The sequence below is a fragment of the Gluconobacter oxydans genome (genome assembly GCF_006539685.1).
Classification (GTDB): domain Bacteria; phylum Pseudomonadota; class Alphaproteobacteria; order Acetobacterales; family Acetobacteraceae; genus Gluconobacter; species Gluconobacter oxydans.
Genome location: NZ_BJNM01000016.1, coordinates 17280 through 37428 on the forward strand (window position 1 = coordinate 17280; position 20149 = coordinate 37428).

The following is a 20149-nucleotide window of genomic DNA, read 5'->3' on the forward strand; positions in this document are numbered from 1 at the left end:
AAGCTGTATTTTTACGGGAGAGTGCCTCATGCCATTTTTGCGAACGGATCACTGGCGATGCGCCATCGTTCACGCGCCTCTGGCTGAGGTGGTCGAAGCGGCCAGTCTGAACGGCTTTCCCATCACGACTCTGCCCGATATCGGGGATCATTGTTTTCTGGCCGATCCGTTCGGATTCTGGCGCGACGGAAAGCTGTATGTCTTTGCCGAGGCCTTCGATTACCGCAACCCCACGGGAACGATCGAGGTCCTGATCTATGACGGAACGGGCCGTCTGCTGTCGCGTGAAACCGTTCTGCAGGAGTCTTGGCATCTGTCCTACCCGTTCGTGTTCGCGCATGAGGGCGAGGTCTATATGCTGCCCGAGGCCAGTGCTTCGGGCCGTCTTTCGCTCTATCGGGCAAAATCGTTTCCGCGTGAGTGGGAGCGGGTCGAGGCATTCGATTTCCCCGAAGCCGCGATCGATGCAACGCCATTTCAGTATGCCGGTCGCTGGTGGATGTTCTGGACGCCCGCAGGGAGCAAGGACGAACGGCAGAGCCTTCTGAACATTTCCGTGGCCGACACCTTGATGGGGCCATGGAAAAACCTTGGGCTTTTCCTGAACGACCGGGCAGGGGCCCGTCCCGGGGGCACGCCGGTTCTTGTGGATGGAAAGATCTTCCTGCCTACCCAGGACTGCCGCGGAACCTATGGCCGCGGGATCCGGCTGCTGGAAATCGAAGGGCTGGAACGGGGGCTGCCGAAAGTCACACCGGGACTGTCCATTTCCATTCCGGCGTCTTTGCGGAAGCGTTATCCGGACGGGATGCACACCCTGTCCGCAGCCGGGCAGGTGACGCTGATTGACGTCAAGAAAATCGGGATTGGCCCCAGGCGGGATCTGCTCAATCTGAAGCGCCGGATTTTCGGCGCCTGAGACGTGCGTATCCCCGGGCGCTCAGAAGCCCGGGATACGATCCAGCACGGCATTGCCATGCCTGACGAACGCTTCAGGCCCGAAGCGTTCCAGCACCCGTTTGCGGGACCGGGCGCCCATGGCCGCGAGATCGGCCGGTCTGCCGATCAGGTCCGCCAGAGCTGCCGCAAGGGCAGGGGCATTGTCGAACGGCACGATGCGTCCCGTCCCACCGTCGAGAATGCTCGACGCCAGTTCGCCCGCAGGGGTGGAAACGACCGGAAGGCCACAGGACATGGCTTCATGCCCCGCGACACACATGCCCTCCCAATGCGACGACTGGACGTAAAGATGCAGGGTCTTCAGGAAATCAAACGGCTTTGACTCGTAGCCCAGCAGGTCGATCGGCAGGTTGCCGGCTGTGATGCGATCCTGAAGTGCCGCGTGTTCGGGACCATCGCCTGCGATCTGAAGACGGAATGGCGGCAGGTCCGGATGGTCTTTCAGAAGAGCCACGGCCTCGCACAGGATGTCATACGCCTTGACCGGGTTCAGGCGTCCCAATGTCCCGACGCGCATAACTTCGCCTTCTTTCCACGGCGTGGCCACAGGAGCGTCCGGATCCGCCCGGAAAATGGGCCAGGCAACGAAATTGTCGGTGAGGCCCAGTTCCTTCGCGGCAAAAGTGATGACGGACTGGGAGTCGGCGACCCAGAGCGTGGTGTAGGGGCGGCACAGCCTCAGCAGGAAGGCATTGACCTTCTTCAGCCGTCCACAATGCTGCCAGTGAACCGTCGGGGTCTTGTGACGCAGGGCAACCAGCTGCCCCAGAAGTGTGGCGCGGCTCAGCGACGTCCAGATCAGGTCCGGCTGAAACGCCTCCATCTCGTCCCGCAGCCAGCGATAGGCCGCGATATGGTCCCGCGTCGTGCCTTCCCGGACGCGCACGGGGATGCCGGCGGCTTCGATCAGCGGGATGGCGAGGCCGTCCTTACGTGCCAGGGCGAAGACGGTCACATCCCCGTCGCGGGCCTTCAGAACGGATACGATGTCCGGAATGGGAAGCTGTGCGCCCCCACATTCGAGGGAATTGATGATGTAGGCGATTTTCATGGTGTCGTCTGGGCCTGGATTTTTTCCGCCAGCGTCAGGTCCGAGGGCTTGTCCACGTCCACGGCTGCACGCCCGTCCGAGAGCGTCACCAGACGCACATTTGCACCCGTCAGCGTCCGGATGCGGCGATACAGGGCCGTAGAGTCGAGTGTACGGGTCACGGCCCGCAGCAGGGTGCCGATCCCAAGCGTCAGGGCCATCCGGAGCGGTCGTTTGCGGTTCTGCTGAAGGCGCTTCCACAGTTCGATGACATTCCGACCCTTCGGCGTATTGATCAGGAACAGGTTGCAGCCGGAAAAGCTCATGTCAGAGAGGTGGATATAGGTCCGTTTCGTGCCGGGCACGTCGCGCTCAACCGTCGCACGCAATGCCATGCCGGCCGCAAGATCGCAGCCCTGTGCCTTGGCGAGGAACTCCTGAATCCATTCCGGACGCAGAAGCGCATGATCGGCTGTCGTCACCAGACAGGGCGTGCCGATCCGGACAATGGCTTCAGCCACGCTCTCGCTTGGAGAAGGGGCGGAACGCAGGATCGTGGCGTCGCCTGCGAGATCCCTGATGCAGTCCGGGTTTTCGATGCTGATCGTGACGGGGCCAAGGCCGGGCGTGCGGGCAATCGTATCGAGCACGCGGGCCAGCATGGGCTGACCGCCGACGGGAAGGAGAGCCTTGTGGGAAACCTGACCGAGTTTCGCAAGCACATCGTTCTCGCCGTCCCGGGATCCGGCGAGAACCAGAACCGGAAGCGTCATGCCGCGCGGTTACGGTCTGCTGCGGCGCGGGCGGATGCCGGACGTGCGCCATCGGGACGGTCACGCGGGGGGGAACCCGTCAGGTCCATGACCCACGGATAACGATGGGCTTCCTCAATGTCGTAACCAAGGTTGAAGACATGCTTGCTGCGGGGCCGGTCGCGGGCCTCGCGGTAGAAACTGCGGAACAGACGGTCCGGCACGTAATTCGTGATGCCGTAATTGCCGTCTTCATCGTGGAAATGGTGCAGGACGTGAAGCTGCTTGATGTCCGCCACCCATTTCCAGCGCGGCTTGTAGGCCAGATGCTGGATGCAGTGGAAGAACTCGTAGATGCAGGTCATGACCAGCGCGGTCGAAAGCGCACAGAACGCACCGCTCCATCCTGCGATCAGCCCGCCGATCGGCATTGTGATGATCGCCATGGTCGGCACCGTGTTCAGCGGGGAGCCAAACAGCACGTCCAGCAGATGCGGGTCCTGATGATGATCGAAATGGATGCGCTTCCACAGGGAAGCGGTCCAGTGGTTGCGGTACAGCCACCGCCCGTGAAGGATAAAGCGGTGGATCGCATACCAGGCCAGCGGATAGACCACGATCACGACGGGAACGGGAATGAGCGTCGCCCAGAGCGCGGTCGAGAAATGCAGGGCGGCCCAGGCGGACACTGCGATCAGCGCGAAATAGAGCAGGATCGTCGGATAGGTCAGATAGGCGAACCACAGCTGCGGGAGGTTCATCTTTCCCAGATCGAAGCTGCGACCCGTCCTGATGGCGGACATGTTGCGCCAGGGCGCCTTGAAGTTGCTCATCGTTCCTCCATCCGCAAAAGCCAGGTCAGCCCGAGAAGGGTACCCAGGAGCGGTCCGACGCTGACGGCCAGCGGAGCTGGCAGCGTCCCCGCGTTTCCAAGTGCGGAAATCATTCCCTGCAGGATGACGAAACCCATTCCAGCGGCCAGAACATACACCGGCAGCGGATTTCGAAGTCCTGCACGGGGAGGGATATAGATCACCGGGAGCGTCAATAGAAGCATTACTGCAATTTCGACAGGTAAAATCATCCCGCTGAAGAGGGCCATACGATATGTGGCCCGGGGTAGACTTGCGGGTGCGCCCTTGTGAAGAATGGCGCTGACCTGCGCCGGCGTGACGGTCGCTCCGTTCTGCGAGAGCGTCATGATAACCGAGGGTGTGGCCGGGATAACGAAGGTGCTGTCGCCCTTTGTAACATTCACGTACGACTTGTCATCGGACAGGGAAAGATCCTGCGCCCCATCGGGATGCCACTGCCCGTCACGGTATGTCAGGACGTTCGTGTGTTCGGTGCCGGTCAGCAGACCCGTATTGTCCCGGTGATAGATCGTCACGTCCCGCAGGAACGTGCCGCCCTGGGCGATCTGTCCGATCCGGACCAGCGTGGGACCCGCGCGAAACCACAGGATATTGTCCTCGGGCTGCCCGTCCTGCCCCGCGAGCGGATCCGTGCGGTTCCACCACGTTGTGAGGGCGTTCTCGCAGGCTGGAACCAACCAGTACTGGGCGCAGGTTCCCCCGATCCCCGCGATCAGCACCGCGGGCAGGAGAAGGCGGTACAGCGCGGGCGTTGAAAGCCCGGCCGCCCGCAGGGCCGAAATTTCGCTCGACAGGGTCATCTGCGTGAGCAGGAACAGCGCGCCCACCATGAAGGCAAGCGGCAGGATGTCGATGCTCAGGGCAGGCAGGTGCAGGAAGGCGAAGGTCAGGATGCCGCGAAAGCCGAGATGCCGGTTCAGGATCGGCGTCGTCTTTTCAAGAAGCGCCAGAATTTCCAGCAGCGAGACGAGGACGGCCCCGCACAGCAAAAAGCGTCCCAGAAGGGCACGGTTGAGCGCCTTGATGAGGACATGGCGCGGCATGGCAGGTGTGGAGTCGCTCATGCCGGCGCCCTTGTAAGCTTGCGCCGTCGCCACGACCCACGGGAACGGCGTAGCAGGGCTGCCAGACAGCCGACGCAGAACAGCAGTTCCGGGACCCAGATCGCCAGCCAGATGGGAAGACGTCCGGTCGAGGCGAGGCTGTGGCCGAACATGAGCGTCTGGTCGAAGCCGATCAGGATCACGGCCACCGCAATCAGCCCCCAGACGGATTTTCTTCGCCGGGCGCTGATGGCCAGCGCGACAGCAAGCGGCGGAATGAACGGAATGGCGATTGCGCGCGCCATACGGAAATCCATTTCGGCCCGGAGTGTGCGGTATTCGATGCCGGGCAGGCCATAACGCAGGTCATGCGCCAGTTCGAACAGGGTCAGTTCACGCTCGTCGGCCCCGCGGGAGCGGAAGGAGGTTTCCTTGTTCGGCCGGTCGATAACGCGGACGACATGTTCGAAATGCGTCACAGTCGGTTTGTGGGGTTTGGTGGCCTGGAACGGATCATCCACGATTTCCCCGTTCCACAGGTCGAGGCGGGTGCTGCGGGTCTTTTCCGAAATGGTCAGCGCGCCGGTTCGGGCCGTGATGATGTGAGCCACGCCATTGGCATTCACTTCCCGGATGAAGACCCGTCTGAGGCGGGTGCCGGCATGGCTGACACTGTCGGCCGTCATGACGGCCTTGCTGGACGTGGAGGCGAACATTCCCGCCTGAAGATGTGGGGCCCAGCCGGTATGCTCGGCGAAATAGAAGCCCGCGCGATAGTCATAGCGGGCCACGGGCTGGATATAGCCGTACAGGAACACGCTGGTCGCCCCGAGAAGCAGCCCTACGATCATGAAAGGGCGACTGATTCGCATCAGCGAGACCCGACCGGCCTGAAGCGCATCGATCTCGTTGTTGTCGCTCATGCCCCGGATGGTGAGGAACACCGCGATACACAGCGCCGCGGGCAGGGCGATACCGAAATAATGGGGCAGAAGGTCCGTGAGGAGCGCAATACAGGTCCCGAGCGAACTTCCCGCCGAAGCCAGATAGTCGAAGAGTGACAGCAGGCGCTCCAGCAGCAGCGCGATCAGCATCGCCAGAAGCGCGATCGCAAAGGGCGGTGCCATCTGTGTCAGCAGATACCGGTCCAGAATATGGGCCCGCTGTTTCACGCCTCTGTCCTTCCCGAGCGGTTCCATGACGCCCGTTCACTGACGGAGCCATCGAGCCGGTGACGTGCCAGAGTGATTGTCCAGCCCTTCCCATATGGGTGGATGCTCAGGCGATTCCAGCAGGCCTGACGGTGAGGGCGTTCATCCGTCAGCGAGGCGGACGCCACACCGAGCAGCGGAATGTCCGTGCCGGCAATATGGGTCAGCGTTGCGTCATGGGAGTGTCCGTGCAGCACGATTTCCGCTCCGGCCCGTCTGAAAACGGCGGCCACCTCGCGGTGATCGAGCAGGGACTTCCGCCAGGGCACGAGCCCGCGCCGGGGGGGATGATGGATCATCACGACCCGGCACAGTCCCTCACGACCGAGCTCTTGCAGCAGCGCCTCAAGTCGCTCACGCTGTCGGTGTCCGACGCGCCCGCAGGCCATGAACGGCGCAGTCGGAATGCCGGAATTGACGCCGACGATCGCAACCCCGTTCTGGATGCGGACATACGGATACTGCCGGGCCGACCAGCGTTCCCACTGGTGCAGACCGGCCGAGTCCGGTTGGCGGACCATGCAGTCATGATTGCCGGGAATTACGAGTGCCTGAGCGGGCAGGGCATCGAGCCAGCGTGCGGCCGCAGCAAACTCGTCGGGCGTTCCGAAATTGGTCAGGTCCCCGCTGACGAGGATGGTGTCCACGTCCGAGCGCCCGATATCTTTCACCAGGGCAGCGCAGGTCTGTTCGAGATGGACGTACCGGCGGTGCTTCTTCCATGACAGAAGGCTCAGGGCGCGCTTGTTGAGCGCCTCACGCCAGTGGACCGGGGGCGGGGGCAGGTGCGGGTCCGAAATATGGGCCAGTGTGACAGTGGAGATGACAGCAGGCGCAGACGTGATGACAGGGGACGTTTGCCGCGACGAGATGGTATCTGCGGGCAGGTCAGGGGTCATGATCAGAAAAGGGCCTTGTCAGTATCCACGTCAGAAGCCGGCATCCGGGCGCGCCGGGATGCCATGTTCTGGCAGTTCCATCATAGCCGTGCTAGACCCGCCCGCATAGCCGAACGCCATACGAAGATTGCCTCACCTAGTGCGCATTGCCTTGATCCATAATGCCCGTAGCCGGAAAAACCGCCGGAACGGTTCCAGTTTTGCTGTCGAGGCCCAGGCCCTTCTGGGGAAGGATTTCGTGCCTTCCGATACTCGGGAGGGGACAACCGAACATGTCCGCCAGCTTTATGAGCGTGGGATCGACACCATTCTCATCGATGGCGGCGACGGGACGGTCAGCACGGCCCTGACTGCCATCGCACGCGCTTATCCTGCTGACAGGCTTCCGGATATCGTGGTCCTGGCGTCCGGCAACACGAACCTCATTGCCGGGGACGTCGGCTTCGGTCTGCGCGGGATGGAGGCAATCCAGCGTCTGCGGCAGGGCGGCCTGCGCTCCAGTGTCCGGACGCCGATCCGCCTGTCCTGGCCCGGAACCGACCGGATGCCCGTGCTTGGCCTGTTCGGTGGCTGCGCGGGATATGCACGCGCCGTCCGGATTGCCCATTCGCCGACCGTTCTGCGTTTCGCGCCCCATGATCTTGCGGTCGGTATCACGCTGCTCTCGACATTCGTCAGCCTCATGTTCCGCAAAAGCCGCGAGGAATGGCTCCGTGGAGACCCGCTGCGGATCGAGACCGGCGGCCATGTCTATGACGGGCAGAGCTTCATGTTCCTGACGACAGGGCTTTCGCGCCTGTCCCGCGGGATCTGGCCCTTCTGGGATGCAGAGCCCAATGTCGAAGGACTGCGCTATCTGGACGTGAGCGCCTGGCCGGACAGTCTGCTCCGGGCGACGGCGGCCCTTCTGTGTGGACGCGCACCCCGCTGGCTGCGTCGTCACCCGGATTATGTTAGCGGACGGACGGACGACATGACGCTGGTGACGGAAAGCGATTTCGTGCTCGATGGCGAGGTCTTCAGCGCAGCACCGGGCGGCGTGCTGCGTCTGGAGCGTGCGTCCCGCTTCCGGTTCCTGCATGCCTGACGCGCTCGAACAGCGCCTGATCGGCGAACTGACGACGCCGGTCGATCCGGGCGTCGTCGCCTTTGCCGATGCGCTGGCCCGTGCCTGTCCCGTCCTGCCGCTGGGCGTAGTGTTCTATGGCTCGCTTCTGCGTAAAGCTGATCCGGACGGTATTCTCGACTTCTATATCATTACCGAAAATGCCGCGGGTTTTGGGGGTGGACTGGTGGCCCGGACCGGTAATCTCGTCCTGCCGCCCAATGTCCGTTATTCCGAATTCCGTCATGACGGCCGGGTTCTGAGAGCAAAGATCGCAGTACTGTCACAGGCGCAGTTCGAAGCCCGAACGAGGCTCGGCGCGCTCGACACAACGATCTGGGCGCGGTTCTGTCAGCCCGTGCGGCTGGTCTGGGTGCGGGATCCGCAAAGCGCGGATGCCATCCTGTTGCTGATCGCAGGCTGTGTGACGACGGCGGCGTGCTGGACGGCTCTTCTGGGCGATGTGTCCATGACGGCGCTGGAGTTCTGGCAGACCCTTTTCGCCCATACCTATGCGTCCGAACTGCGGGTCGAGAAGAAGGGACGGGGCAACAGCATTCTGGAAGGGCAGGAGGCGCGTTACGCTGCCCTGCTGACGCTGGGGTGGGCACGGGGACATCTTCAGTTCTCGGCTCATGGCGACAGGCTTGAACCCGTCATCCACGAGGAACTTCGCCGGAAAGCGACCCGTCGCTGGGCGCTGATCCAGACATCCGGACGTCCACGCAATGTGGCCAGGCTGCTGAAGGCCGCCTTCACGTTTGAAAACGGCGCGTCCTATCTGGCTTGGAAGATCCAGCGGCATACGGGTTTTGACATGCAGTTGTCGCCCTTCGAAAGCCGCCATCCGCTTGTGATGCTGCCCCGGCTTCTGTGGCGCGCGCGGGGACTTCTGGGGCGTTCGAAGGCCTGAATTAAAAAAGGGGGATCCGGTGGATCCCCCTTTTTTATGGATTACAGCCCGAAATGTCTGGCGACTTCGCCGAAGACGGCCACGGCGCGGTCAATTTCCTCGGGGGAATGGGCCGCCATGACCGAGCAGCGCAGCAGCGGCCGGTTGTCAGGCGTGGCCGGTGGGAGCGAGAGGTTCACATAAACCCCGTTTTCCAGCAGCGCGTTCCAGAAACCGACAGCCTGATCCACGGTCTCCAGCGTTACGGCGACCACCGGGGAGACGTGCTCGCCCGTTTTCAGGCCAACTTTCTGGAGCCCCGCATGCAGACGGGCTGCGTTTTCCTGAAGCTTCGTCCGCAGTTCCGGGCGGCCCTGCATGTCTTCAAGCGCTGCCATGGTGGCTGCGATGATTTCGGGGGGCAGGGACGCCGTGAACATATAGGGACGCGAGCACAGACGCATCAGGTCCACGCCGTCATGGTTCGTGACGCAGTAGCCGCCCACGGTTCCGAGGGACTTGGAGAAGGTGCCGACCACGAAGTCGATCCCGTCCTCGCAGTCCTGCATTTCCGCAACGCCGCGGCCATGCGCACCCAGGACACCGAACGAATGGGCTTCGTCAGCCATCAGATACGCACCGTGGCGCGTCTTGATGTCCACGAACTTGTCCAGCGGGGCGACATTGCCCGTCATGGAGTAGATGCCCTCGGCGATGATGAGCTTGGCGCCCGTGTGGTCCTTCAGGCGTGCCAGACGCTTTTCCAGATCGACCGGATCGTTGTGGCGGAAGCGGATGACCTGCGCGCCGGACAGCTTGGCGCCGTCATAGATGCTGGCATGGCTGTCCGCATCAAGCAGCAGGACGTCGTCCTTGTTCACCAGAGCCGAGATCGTGCCCAGATTGGCCTGATATCCGGTCGAGAACACCATGCAGTGCTTGCGGCGGAAGAACTCGGCGAGCTTTGCCTCCAGCTTGCGGTGCAAACCGAAGGTGCCATTCGCAATGCGGGAACCCGTCGTGCCGACGCCCATCGTCTCGGCCGTTTCCACGGCTGCTTCGATGGCTTTCTTCGACTGGCTGAGACCAAGATAGTTGTTGGTCCCGAAGAGCAGCGTCTCGCGCCCTTCGATGATCCCGACGCTTGCGGAGATCGGACGTTCGATCACGACCTCGAACGGGTTGCGCGGGGAGGCGGCCGTGAGGCCTTCATAGGCTTCGCGCAGCCCCTGGTGCTTGGCGAAAATATCCGTCACGCGTGGGCGACCTTGAGCGTGTGCAGGCAGCCGGCAAGGTCGTTGATGGTGCGGATATCGGCCAGCTTGTCGAGCGGGACGGAGACGTCGAGCTCGTCTTCGATTTCCATGACGAAGTTCATGACGGCCAGGCTGTCAAAGGCCAGGTCTTCGACAATCTTGCTGTTGCCATCGATGTCCCGGGGAACTTTCGGATTGGCAAGCAGTTTCTCAATGATCATTCCGGAAATACCGGCGACGCTGTCAGTCATGGACTTCAACTCTCGGTGTCTGTGCAATCTTGGGCAAGCCTTATGCTCCAAACCGGCCCCCTTCGCCACCCCTTTGCCTCTTCAGGCAGCAGGGCGGCGGAAGCCGGTCCGGGATCAGGCGACCGAAGACGTGGTTTCGGGCTGCTGCTCGAACTGACCGGAGAGCAGCATGGTCTTGGCCTTCGCACGGGTCAGCTTGCCCGAGGAGGTCTGGGGAAGCGTGCGGGGCGGCACAAGGATGACGTCAACATCCACGCCGTGCTGGCGGCGGAACAGACTCGTGACCTCGTCGCGGAGCTGGTTGCGGCTCTCATCCTCGGTCGCGCGGCACTGGACGAGTGCGACGATCTTCTCGCCTTCGTCGCCATCCACGGAAAAGACGGCCACGTCACGCGAACGCAGGTTCGGGATCTCGCTTTCAGCGGACCATTCCAGATCCTGCGGCCAGATATTGCGGCCGTTGATGATGATCAGGTCCTTGGCGCGGCCGGTGACGACGATCTGGCCATTGAGGCGATAGCCAAGATCACCCGTGTTCAGCCAGCCATCCGCATCGAGGACGGCCTCGGTCTCGTCGGGACGGCGGAAATAGCCGCACATGAGACTCGGTCCACGGACATAGACGGTGCCGACCTGCCGGTCCGCCAGATCATGTCCTGCAGCGTCGCGGACTTCGATCTGATGATCGGGAAGGGCCTCGCCGCACAGGACAAAGGTCCGCAGCGGATGGGACGGGTCGTTGGACGGCTCGGCAATGCCGTCCTTCTCAAGGCGGCGCAGATCGATCGTGTCGGTCTGGATGCCGGTGTTGAGCGGGGCGAAGCTGATGGCAAGCGTCGCCTCGGCCATGCCGTAGCTCGCGACGAAGGACGTGGCCCGGAAGCCGTTCGAGGCGAAACGCTCCGCAAAGCCTTCGAGGATATGATGGCGGATCATGTCACCGCCAATGCCGGCAATGCGCCAGCACGACAGGTCCAGATCGGCCTGACCGCTGCGGCGGGCGCAGAGCTCGTACCCGAAGGAGGGGCTGTAGGCGATTGTGCCGCGGTTGCGGGAAATCAGATCCAGCCAGACATGCGGACGACGCGCGAATTCGCGGGTGGGCAGCAGATCGACGGAAAGCTGGCAGGTCAGGGGCGTCAGGAAGAAGCCGACCAGCCCCATGTCATGATAGAGCGGCAGCCAGGAGACGCAGCGGTCATCGCGCGGGTCTTCGGCCGGATAGACGTGAAGACCGTCGCGGGCGATGGCGCGGGCATTGGCCATGCCGGCTGCCTGCGTGACCGAAACACCCATCGGAAAACGTGTGCTGCCCGAGGAAAACTGGAGATAGGACAGGGCTGTCGGGGAGATTTCCGGCAGTTCGACACGGGCTTCGGCGTGACGGTACAGATCGGCCGGCGAGCCGCCGAAGACCAGGTCGAGACCATCGACGATATCCGCCGTCCAGCTTCCAATCACATCGGGCACCACAACGGCGCGGGCCGCAGCGCTCTGGATCATGCCGCGCAGCGTCGTCACATAGCCCTCGCGTCCGCCGAAGGCGACCGGCAGGGGGAGTGGCGCCGGGACCAGGCCTGCATACTGGCAGCCGAAGAAGATCCGGGCGAAGTCGCCATCGCTTTCCGCCACGATCGCAACGCGATCGCCCGGGACCAGACCAAGACCCAGCAGGCGGCAGGCCATGGAACGGGCCTGTTCGCGCAGCAGACGGTATGGCAATGCCTCGAGAAGCTGCCCCCGGCCGGAATAGATGTTGAATCCGCTCTCACCCTGGGCCGCGTAATCAAGGGCGGCCGCAAAGCTGGGGAAATCTCCGTAGCGTCTTTCCAGGCCGGAGCGGCTTGGCGTCGGAACGGGATTGGCGGTTGGGTTCTGGTTGGCCTCGGTCAAACCTGGACTAGCTCCGTTTGGATTACCTGACATCAGGCAGCCCTTTTCAGAAAATCGACAATTGCATCCGCGGCAGCGGGAGCAGTGGGCTCATCGCCCAGTGTTTCGAATGTCTCTAATACATATTGGCGCTGCGCCTCAAGAAAACGAGGATGCGTTTCGAAAGCATTCTCTATCTTGGAGCCCAGATCCGATACATTTTCCGTCACTGGCCCCAGCGTCCAGAACTGGTAGTCCGCATTTCCATGCCATTTGACATGGTGGGCGTTGAGAAAGAGACAAGGGCGCGGGCGGATCATGAACTCGGCGACCTGGCTGCTGACATCACCCAGATAGAGGTCTGCCCCCATCGTATAGGTCATGTCGATGCTCCGGTGGCTGCCCGGGTCGATCAGCATGTGGGGCAGGTGCCCATACTGGCGCCTCAGGGCTTCCCCCTCTTCGCGGTGATTGTCGAAGAGACGGAAATGCGGTGCGAAAACAAGGTTGTAGCGATCCTGCGTGGCAAAGAACTGCAGGACCTGATGTCCCATTTCCGGCCAGGAGGACAGGCGGCGCAGGAAATGCGGATTATACAGGATCGTCGGCCGGTTGTTGTTGAAGAGTTTCGGCCGTTTCGCGTCCGTGCGCCGCACGAGATCAAACTTGGCGTAGGTGCCGCGATGATAGGCGCCGGGGCGGATGATACCCTTTTCCAGCATGCGCTGTTCCACCTTGCGTCCGGGAACCAGCAGGAAATCGAATTTTCCGAGATGCCGGGCAAAACCGATCGCCCGGTCACCGGCGCCATGGCCCGTCCAGATCATTTTCGGACGCCGCACGCCCATGCGGCGGAGCTGCAGGGACGTCGCTTCCGGCACGATGATCGCATCGAAGGTCCGGAAATAATGCCGGGAGGCGAAAAGCCCGATCAGGCGGTCCACCACCCGAAGCCCGTGCAGTTCGATCCGGCGACGGAGCTTGGGGGAGATCGGGAGCAGGTCGAACTGCACCCGGGCTTCCGGATAGAGCGTCGCCAGCGAGCGTGCCAGTTCGAGATGGCTCACGGTCAGGCATGAGACATGGACTGCAACGTCCGGATGGCGCGCGGAGACTTCCAGCGCGATTGGCAGGACGTGCAGGGTCTGGTGACGCTGGCCGATAAGGGGGAAAGCCACCTTCATGCCGCAAGCCCCTGCGGGCTGCGGACCGTGCGGATCACGAAGACAAGCTGGATCGTGATCAGAAGGGTGACGCCACATAATGTCGCTGGCCCGACGCCGCTCAGACCGTAATGGCGAACCATCATCACCAGGGCCGGAAGGAAGAAGGTACATTCCAGGATACGAGCTCCGATCGCGGCGCCGGAACGGTTCGTCGTGAACAGCAGCGGTTCCAGTGGCAGGCCCCAGACGGTGACCACTTCCGCGGCCAGCAGCCACAGCGTGACGGGAAGAGCCTCTGTCGCTCCCTTGTGGCCGATATAGAGCTGAAGGAGCGGGCGTCCGGCAAACAGCGTCAGCAGGAGCAGGGCCGTTCCGATTCCACCAGCCATCAGGGCGATCTGGCCCGTCAGGCGATACAGCCGGTTCATGGCCCTGTCGCGCCATAGCCGGGCCATTTCGGGATAGACCGTCGTCTGGATCAGGGTTGCGGGCTTGGCGATCCCGGCCGCGATCTGGCTTGCGATCCGGTAGTAGCCGGCGCTCGTCGGGCCGACGAAGGCGCCGACCACGAGGGTGCCGATATGGCCGAAGGCGAGGGCGAGCGTGGAATTGAGGTTCGTGTTCAGCGCGAAACGCCAGATCCCGGGATAGGTGCGGAAAAACTGTCCGCTCAGGATCTCGGGCAGGATACCGCGCATTTCATGGAAGAGGCCGCGGATCAGGTCCCGGCGATACATCTCGCGGGCCGCCATGAAAAAGATCGTGCCCCAGGCTGCCACTTCCGCTGCGATCCAGACACTGGCAAGCGCCGTCACGGACGCCCAGCCCAGAGCCATCGAGGCCGTGCCGATCACGCGGACGATGGTGGCCACGGTGCCCTGTACGGCCAGCAGGTCGTACCGGTCGAAAACCCGCAGCAGGCCCGTTGCGGTGGCGGATGCCATGAAAAGGATGGAGACGCAGTAGACCACGCCGATGACGTGGATCTCAGGCGGCCAGCCCAGAAGATTCATGGCCAGAAGACTGATGAGGACGCCCCCGCCAAAACCCAGCAGACCCCCGACGCTGTCCAGCAGCAGACTGAAGGAGACGATTTTCTGGAAACCGCGACGGTCACCCTGCGTTAGGGGGCGCAGGCCATAATGCAGAACGGTCTGCCAGGACTGGAAATCCACGATGTCGCCCATCGTCCGTGCGAAGGCATACATCATCGCGACGAGCCCGAAGCTGTAGCTCCCCAGCAGATGGGTCGCCATCCAGATATGGATGAGGCTCAGCGGAGCATTGACTGCGCGCCCTCCCAGAAGGACGCCCAGATTGCTCATGACGCGCTGGACACCGCCGGGTCTTGCAGCCTGAGAAGACGATGAGTCGTCTGACATCAATTTATGGAAACTTTCGTGACAGTCTTGCCGTTAACTCCGATGGGCACCAGAAATAGGCGTTTCCCCGGAAATCTGAACTCACTTTTTGTGACCGAAGATTGCATTCGCATGCAGCGGATGGCGTCTTGTTGCGCAGAATTCCCGATGTGAAAAGTCCGGTGTGAAAAGAGGGGCATGACATTGCTTCATGGGACTGGAGTGCCATAAGAAAGCATTGCAGTCTTTTGGGCAGCCTCATGCAAACAGTTTTCCAGGACGCAGCATCGGCACGGGCCGGAGCCTGGCTGGGTGTCAGCCTGCGGGCCATCGCAGAAAATTACAATCTCGTTGCCGCTCTTGGCGCCGGCGCGGAATGTGCGGTCGTCGTCAAGGCCGATGCCTATGGGCTGAGCGCGGATCGCGTGGCGCCCGTTCTGGCCGCACGCGGGGCGGGCACATTCTTCGTGGCGCATCTCGACGAGGGGATCGCCTTGCGGGCCATACTGCCCGAAGTCCGCATTTTTGTGCTGCATGGCTTCATGCCGGGCTGTGAAGGCAGCATGCAGGCCCATAACCTGTTTCCCGTTCTCAACGATCTCGAACAGGTTCGCAGCTGGCAGCGGCTTTGCAGGGAAAAGGGCTGTGCCTTTCCCGCAGCCCTCCAGTTCGACACCGGGATGTCCCGGTTTGGTCTGAGTGATCAGGACCTTGAGGACCGCTCGGTTTTCGAAGGGCTGAACCTGCAACTGGTGATGAGCCATCTGGCCTGCGCGGATACGCCGGACAATCCCGCCAACGCGATTCAGCGGAAGCGTTTTGTTGAAATGGCCGCCGGCTTTCCGGGCGTGCCGCGGTCCCTGGCGGCCTCTTCGGGGATTTTTCTTGGCCCGGACTATCATTTTGAACTGATCCGTCCGGGTGCCGCCCTGTATGGGATCGCGCCTTTTGAGGGAAGTCGCGTCCTGAATCCGGTCGTCTCGCTCGATGCGCGGATCGTGCAGATCCGGACGGTGCAGGCCGGAGACCGCGTCGGATACGGGTTGGGGTGGACAGCCACGAAGCCCACACGGATCGCCACGCTGGGGCTTGGTTATGCGGACGGTTTCTTCCGTGCTCAGGCTGGGCACGGGGCTGTCTGGTATGGGCAGACCCGGCTTCCGGTCATTGGACGTGTCTCGATGGACAGTATTTCCGTTGATCTGACTGATGCGCCTGCCGGGCTGAAAGCGGGGGACGTGCTGTCAGTGCTGGGACCGGCGCAGGATGTGGATGCGCTGGCGCGCTCGGCAGGGACGATCGGCTACGAGGTCCTGACGGCGCTGGGAAGCCGTTTCCACCGTGTCTATGTGTCGGATGACTGAGCCGGGTCAGACCGATTTGCGGATGGAAAACGAGATGGTCCGTCCGAGCGGGTCGAGAAAGGCCGGTTCATAGCCGGCGGGTGTGATGCCCGAGCCGTTGCGGGCGCGGATGCGGCTGTTGAACAGGTTGCTGACCGAGACCATGACCCGGAAATTCTTGGCCCAGTTCCGGTTCTGCCAGCGGGGGATTTCTCCCAGATCGGCGAAGGCCGTCATATCCACGGTCGCCAGATCGCTGAAGAACAGGCTGTTGGCGTGGGTGCTGGCGAGGGTGGAGGTTGCGGACTGCCATTTGGTGACGAGACGGAAGCCTAGGCCGTTCTTGAACACGCCCCCCTGAAGCTCGACTTCATGGCGTGGCTGACCGCCGGTGCCGCCGATCGTCCCGCCATTGAGCAGATCGATTGGCGCCAGGCCCGACCGGAGCTGCACCGTGTCCTTGAGGCGCCAGACCTGCGTCAGAACGATGTAATACCGGCCTCCAGCACCATGTTTGCCGCCTTTTCCTTCGGGCTTCTTCCCCAGCGGTCTGGAAAACGAGAAAGTCGCATTCCATTCATTGCGCTTTTCCATGAGCGCATTGACGGGGCGGATATCGACGACATCCAGAATCCCGTCCGAATTGCGCTGGTAACGGTCCGGAAAGGCTTCCTCGATGGCCGCCGTTGCGGTTGGCAGGCTCATGACCGGGTTGTGGTTGCGGTCCCGGACATAATTTACATGCAGCCGCGCGCCTTCGAGAAAAGTCGGGGAAAGGATCGTGCCGATGCTGATCTCGTGCCGGTCCGCCGCGCGCAGGTTCCGGTTGCCGCCGGAGATGGTTGTCACCTGCACGGAGCGTCCCGTGACATAGTCATAGGTCGTGACGTTGGGGGTCTCGATCTGCGGCGCGACGAGACTGGTGGCGCTGGGGGCTTCTGTCCGGTCGGTCACGGAGAAGGGGAACTGGATCCAGGGGACAGGCTCCCAGGTCACGCCTCCGCCGATCGTCCCGAGTGTGCCGAAATGGGACACCTGACTGACGGCGCCGTTGACGTTTGCATCCAGCTTTCCCAGGAACGACAGGACATGCTTGCGCGCATTGGCAATGGGAATGTCGCCGTTGATCTGAAGGGTGCCGACATCGCGGCTGATATGGGTGCGCTGCAGCTTGCCCTGGCTGATGGAGGTCGCGTTCTGTTCGGTCAGGGTTCCGGTGGGGGCAATGCTGGTCGAGACATCACCGGCGGGCAGGGAGAACAGCGAGCCGGAGACCAGACCGCTGATCTTGCCGGTCGTGCCGGTGGTATGGCCCTGATTGACCAGCCGGCTGTTCAGCCAGCTTCGGTCCACTTCCGAAAACGGATCGAAGCCGACCAGTCCCTCCGTCAGCGCCGTCTGGGCGGCGCTCAGATCAAGCCCGGTCTGGCTGTTGGTCGCGGTGGTGGAGCGGTCGAAACTTCCGGTGCTGTTCCACTTCCAGTTCCCCACGTCGCCATTGAAATTCACCCCGGCATGAACGGAATCCGTATGGGACCTCTGCTGAAGCGCGGAGACGTTGGTGTAGTCCCGGTACAGAAGCGTGTCCTGCGAGAACGGGGAGTACAGGCTGCCGGACGGGAGGGTCAGGATGCCGCGGGCCGGTCCCTGAAGGCTTTCGGAATTGCTGTGGGTGTAGCTGGCGTTGAAGGAGGCCGAGACGTCCTTGAAGATCTGGTCCGCATAGACACCGTTCAGGTTCAGTTCATGCGTTCTGGGCTGAAGGCTGTAATCCGATGCGTCTGAACTGACATGCGGTGCATTGGCATACGTCGTGAAATCCTGAAGGGTCGGAATCTGCCCCGATGCGAGCGACGGTACGCCCGCAGACGTCACGCTCTGTCCGGCAAGCGCATCAAGCGCCGGATCAAGGCTGCCGCCATCCGTGGATGTGACGTTGCCGGCATTGGAATAGAGACTGCTGGCGGAAGGGGGCGTGATGCCGCGGTCGCTGTCCAGAAGGCGCGCCTGTGCCTCATAGCGCGCGCTCAGATTGATTCGCCGCTCTCCAGAGAGCTTCGTGAAGCTGGCGCCCAGAACGCCATCATCGCCGCCGCCATCCGTGGATGTGCTGCCATAGGCCCGCATCCGCACGGCCCGGAAATTCTTCACGGTGATGATGTTCACCACGCGCTCGTCGGCCGGATAGCCGTAGCGCAGGGCCTCTTCCTCGGTGAAGATCTCTACCCGCGCGATGGCCTCGAAGGGAAGGTCATTGACTTCCTGCATGCCCGAAATGCCCTTGCCGTTCAGCAGGACGACCGGTGTGTTGCCGGTCGCGCCACGTCCTGAACGGGTTTCCGGCGCAATGGCCGTTAGCAGATCCGCTGCGGTATCGACGCCATAAGAGCGGATTTCATCGGCCTGGATCTGCATGATCGGCTTGGCATCGCCCAGCACGGCGCTGGCGGGTTTATGGGCTTTGACCTCGATTTTCTCGCCGCCATTGATGGAGGTCGTGGACGTGGTCACGGTCGCGGCGCTGTTCTGGGTGGTGGACGGCGTGGTGGGGGTGTTCGCAGCGGTCTGCGCGAGGGCGGAAGGAGCGGAGAGGAGGCTGCCGAGGCCCCAGACAAGACCGAGAGCCGGACGCAGCCCCGGCCGTGCCGGTGCTGCTGGGGTTTTCAGGTCATGATCTGGCATGCGCGCGTCTGCCGGCTCCTGTGTCTGGTGCGGGCCTGGAACGTCTGCATCCGATGCAGAATGTCACGAATCTGTAAGGATATCGTAACAGCGGAAGGCCATTTGGAGCCGTTTCTGGCGGATTTATGTTACGGTGTCGAGCATAAAGGGCCGTTCAGCCCGGAACCATGTTCCGGCTGCGCATCATGTTCCGCCGCGTTTCCTCGTCGAGAATGGCGCGGATCCGGCGCGTCAGTTCCGTGGCATCGGTATATTTGCGGCCATAGGTCAGATTGAACGTATGGTCGAAATCATCCGGATTGAGACCGGCATTATGCTGGCTGATTGTTTCGATCTTGTCGAAGGCCTTGGCCAGCCGGGCTTCGGGAGAGGCCGCGTTTTCATATTCGTCCCACAACGCCAGAAACTCGGCCTGAAGCTCGTTCGGCAGCGGCGCCATGATCGTCAGCAGATCCTCGCGCTCCTGCGCGGATTTGTTGGCCGAGGCGTGCAGCGAGATCGCGGGCACATCACCGTGAATGGCTTCCCCGAGATCATGCAGGATGCAGATTTTCAGCAGCTTCAGAAGGTCGATGCCTTCAAGCTGGTCGGCGAAGGTCATGACCAGCAGGCAGAGCGCCCAGGTATGCTCCGCCGTGCTCTCGGTCTGGCCGCCATGGGTGTAGGTCCGCCTCAGGATGTCCTTGAGGCGCGACGCTTCCCGGAGAAAGTCGAGACGCTTTTCAAGATCGCCTTTTGTCATGCTGGGGTCCTGTCTGTGGCGATGCGCATCGCGGCGGTAGCGAAAGCCTTATCCGACCAGCGCATGCAGGACTTCATATCCCACAAAGACCGCAGCGACCAGAAGCCCGAGCAACACAAGAAAACCGGGTCCCTCCTGAATGGACTTGAAGATTTTCACCATCAACTGAGCCATGAAACCTCTTTCCTGAAAAGAAGTGCAGTCCGGGAGCGCCAGTCAACAGGACCTCTGTTCGCGAACGGTTATAGCATTTCCACGCATCCGTCTGCCGGAATATCTGCGCAAAATCGCGTTCTGTCATTGTCCGTTACGTTCCTGTCCTTGAGAATACCACATTTCATCGGGCATCCTCGGCACCGAAACATTGCTGATGGAGCATCTTATGAAAAAGATTCTTGCTCTGGCTCTCGGAGCTGGCCTGACCCAGTCTCTGACCGCCTGTGACGGCCCTTACGATGACCGTCGCGGCGGCGGCCATCACCATCATCGTGGCGACGACCGCGGTTACGGCCAGGGTGGCATGGGCGGCCAGGGTATGGGTGGTCAGGGCATGGGTGGCGGCCAGGGTATGGGCGGCATGAATGGCGGCGGCATGGGCGGCGGTCAGGGGGGACAGGGCAGCTGGTAACAGCGCCTACCGGGACGTGCCGGGCAAAGGCACGTCCCGCAACCTGAAGGCACGGAACTGCCGGATTTGACCTTCCGGCCG

The 20149-nt window shown here is 62.3% G+C and carries 19 protein-coding genes; 5 read left to right on the top strand and 14 right to left on the bottom strand.

Annotated features, from left to right (window positions below):
- Nucleotides 1–28: 28 nt before the first annotated feature.
- Entirely contained in the window at nucleotides 29–919 is an 891-nt protein-coding gene (locus GOX01_RS08070) for a glucosamine inositolphosphorylceramide transferase family protein (RefSeq protein ID WP_062269242.1), read from the top strand.
- Nucleotides 920–940: 21 nt separating this feature from the next.
- Here the strand turns inward: GOX01_RS08070 and GOX01_RS08075 are convergent, their stop codons facing one another.
- The 6 genes from GOX01_RS08075 to GOX01_RS08100 are packed head-to-tail and all read right to left on the bottom strand — an operon-like array spanning nucleotide 941 to nucleotide 6770.
- Entirely contained in the window at nucleotides 941–2011 is a 1071-nt protein-coding gene (locus GOX01_RS08075) for a glycosyltransferase (protein WP_011253561.1), read from the bottom strand.
- The gene (locus GOX01_RS08080; protein WP_011253562.1) at nucleotides 2008–2763 is read right to left on the bottom strand and encodes a nucleotidyltransferase family protein; all 756 of its coding nucleotides are present in this window, start codon (nucleotides 2761–2763) and stop codon (nucleotides 2008–2010) included. The genes GOX01_RS08075 and GOX01_RS08080 overlap by 4 nt, the downstream gene beginning before the upstream one ends.
- Nucleotides 2760–3575, bottom strand: a complete 816-nt coding sequence (locus GOX01_RS08085) for a sterol desaturase family protein (RefSeq protein ID WP_011253563.1) — start codon at nucleotides 3573–3575, stop codon at nucleotides 2760–2762. The genes GOX01_RS08080 and GOX01_RS08085 overlap by 4 nt, the downstream gene beginning before the upstream one ends.
- Complete coding sequence (locus tag GOX01_RS08090) at nucleotides 3572–4681, bottom strand: LptF/LptG family permease (RefSeq protein WP_024716796.1); 1110 nt, start codon at nucleotides 4679–4681, stop codon at nucleotides 3572–3574. The genes GOX01_RS08085 and GOX01_RS08090 overlap by 4 nt, the downstream gene beginning before the upstream one ends.
- Nucleotides 4678–5832 (bottom strand): LptF/LptG family permease, encoded by a 1155-nt coding sequence (locus GOX01_RS08095; RefSeq protein WP_062269240.1) that lies wholly within the window; start codon nucleotides 5830–5832, stop codon nucleotides 4678–4680. The genes GOX01_RS08090 and GOX01_RS08095 overlap by 4 nt, the downstream gene beginning before the upstream one ends.
- The gene (locus GOX01_RS08100) at nucleotides 5829–6770 is read right to left on the bottom strand and encodes a metallophosphoesterase family protein (protein WP_062269238.1); all 942 of its coding nucleotides are present in this window, start codon (nucleotides 6768–6770) and stop codon (nucleotides 5829–5831) included. The genes GOX01_RS08095 and GOX01_RS08100 overlap by 4 nt, the downstream gene beginning before the upstream one ends.
- A 139-nt stretch (nucleotides 6771–6909) precedes the next feature.
- Here GOX01_RS08100 and GOX01_RS08105 point away from each other — a divergent pair, with 139 nt between their 5' ends.
- Both GOX01_RS08105 and GOX01_RS08110 read left to right on the top strand, forming a co-directional pair.
- Complete coding sequence (locus tag GOX01_RS08105; protein WP_011253567.1) at nucleotides 6910–7857, top strand: diacylglycerol/lipid kinase family protein; 948 nt, start codon at nucleotides 6910–6912, stop codon at nucleotides 7855–7857.
- On the top strand, nucleotides 7850–8788 hold the full coding sequence (locus tag GOX01_RS08110) for a hypothetical protein (RefSeq protein ID WP_062269236.1): 939 nt from the start codon (nucleotides 7850–7852) through the stop codon (nucleotides 8786–8788). Before GOX01_RS08105 ends, GOX01_RS08110 begins: the two co-directional genes overlap by 8 nt.
- A gap of 41 nt (nucleotides 8789–8829) precedes the next feature.
- On the opposite strand, the gene spt is transcribed toward GOX01_RS08110, so the two are convergent.
- The 5 genes from spt to GOX01_RS08135 all read right to left on the bottom strand — a co-directional run bounded on the left by spt (nucleotide 8830) and on the right by GOX01_RS08135 (nucleotide 14694).
- Nucleotides 8830–10023 (bottom strand): serine palmitoyltransferase, encoded by a 1194-nt coding sequence (gene spt / locus GOX01_RS08115; protein WP_011253569.1) that lies wholly within the window; start codon nucleotides 10021–10023, stop codon nucleotides 8830–8832.
- Complete coding sequence (locus tag GOX01_RS08120; protein ID WP_011253570.1) at nucleotides 10020–10274, bottom strand: acyl carrier protein; 255 nt, start codon at nucleotides 10272–10274, stop codon at nucleotides 10020–10022. The genes spt and GOX01_RS08120 overlap by 4 nt, the downstream gene beginning before the upstream one ends.
- A gap of 114 nt (nucleotides 10275–10388) precedes the next feature.
- Nucleotides 10389–12200 carry a fatty acyl-AMP ligase gene (locus tag GOX01_RS08125; protein ID WP_011253571.1) on the bottom strand — a complete coding sequence of 604 codons (1812 nt, stop codon included), beginning with the start codon at nucleotides 12198–12200 and terminating at the stop codon, nucleotides 10389–10391.
- Complete coding sequence (locus GOX01_RS08130; RefSeq protein ID WP_011253572.1) at nucleotides 12200–13330, bottom strand: hypothetical protein; 1131 nt, start codon at nucleotides 13328–13330, stop codon at nucleotides 12200–12202. Before GOX01_RS08130 ends, GOX01_RS08125 begins: the two co-directional genes overlap by 1 nt.
- Nucleotides 13327–14694, bottom strand: coding sequence for a lipopolysaccharide biosynthesis protein (locus GOX01_RS08135; protein ID WP_062269470.1), 1368 nt, complete (start codon nucleotides 14692–14694; stop codon nucleotides 13327–13329). The genes GOX01_RS08130 and GOX01_RS08135 overlap by 4 nt, the downstream gene beginning before the upstream one ends.
- 239 nt (nucleotides 14695–14933) lie before the next feature.
- On the opposite strand from GOX01_RS08135, the gene alr reads away from it, so the two are divergent.
- Nucleotides 14934–16037 carry an alanine racemase gene (gene alr / locus GOX01_RS08140; protein ID WP_011253574.1) on the top strand — a complete coding sequence of 368 codons (1104 nt, stop codon included), beginning with the start codon at nucleotides 14934–14936 and terminating at the stop codon, nucleotides 16035–16037.
- A 6-nt stretch (nucleotides 16038–16043) separates the two neighbouring features.
- Here the strand turns inward: alr and GOX01_RS08145 are convergent, their stop codons facing one another.
- The 3 genes from GOX01_RS08145 to GOX01_RS13140 all read right to left on the bottom strand — a co-directional run bounded on the left by GOX01_RS08145 (nucleotide 16044) and on the right by GOX01_RS13140 (nucleotide 19614).
- Nucleotides 16044–18698: a TonB-dependent receptor gene (locus tag GOX01_RS08145; RefSeq protein WP_062269468.1), complete on the bottom strand. Its 2655-nt coding sequence runs from the start codon at nucleotides 18696–18698 to the stop codon at nucleotides 16044–16046.
- A gap of 154 nt (nucleotides 18699–18852) precedes the next feature.
- Nucleotides 18853–19440 carry an HD domain-containing protein gene (locus GOX01_RS08150; RefSeq protein ID WP_011253576.1) on the bottom strand — a complete coding sequence of 196 codons (588 nt, stop codon included), beginning with the start codon at nucleotides 19438–19440 and terminating at the stop codon, nucleotides 18853–18855.
- 48 nt (nucleotides 19441–19488) lie between these two features.
- A complete protein-coding gene (locus GOX01_RS13140; RefSeq protein WP_255314064.1) occupies nucleotides 19489–19614 on the bottom strand; it encodes a hypothetical protein in 126 nt (41 codons plus the stop codon).
- Between the two features lie 208 nt (nucleotides 19615–19822).
- Between GOX01_RS13140 and GOX01_RS08155 the strand changes: the two genes are divergently transcribed.
- Nucleotides 19823–20068 carry a hypothetical protein gene (locus tag GOX01_RS08155; RefSeq protein ID WP_011253577.1) on the top strand — a complete coding sequence of 82 codons (246 nt, stop codon included), beginning with the start codon at nucleotides 19823–19825 and terminating at the stop codon, nucleotides 20066–20068.
- Nucleotides 20069–20149: the final 81 nt, after the last annotated feature.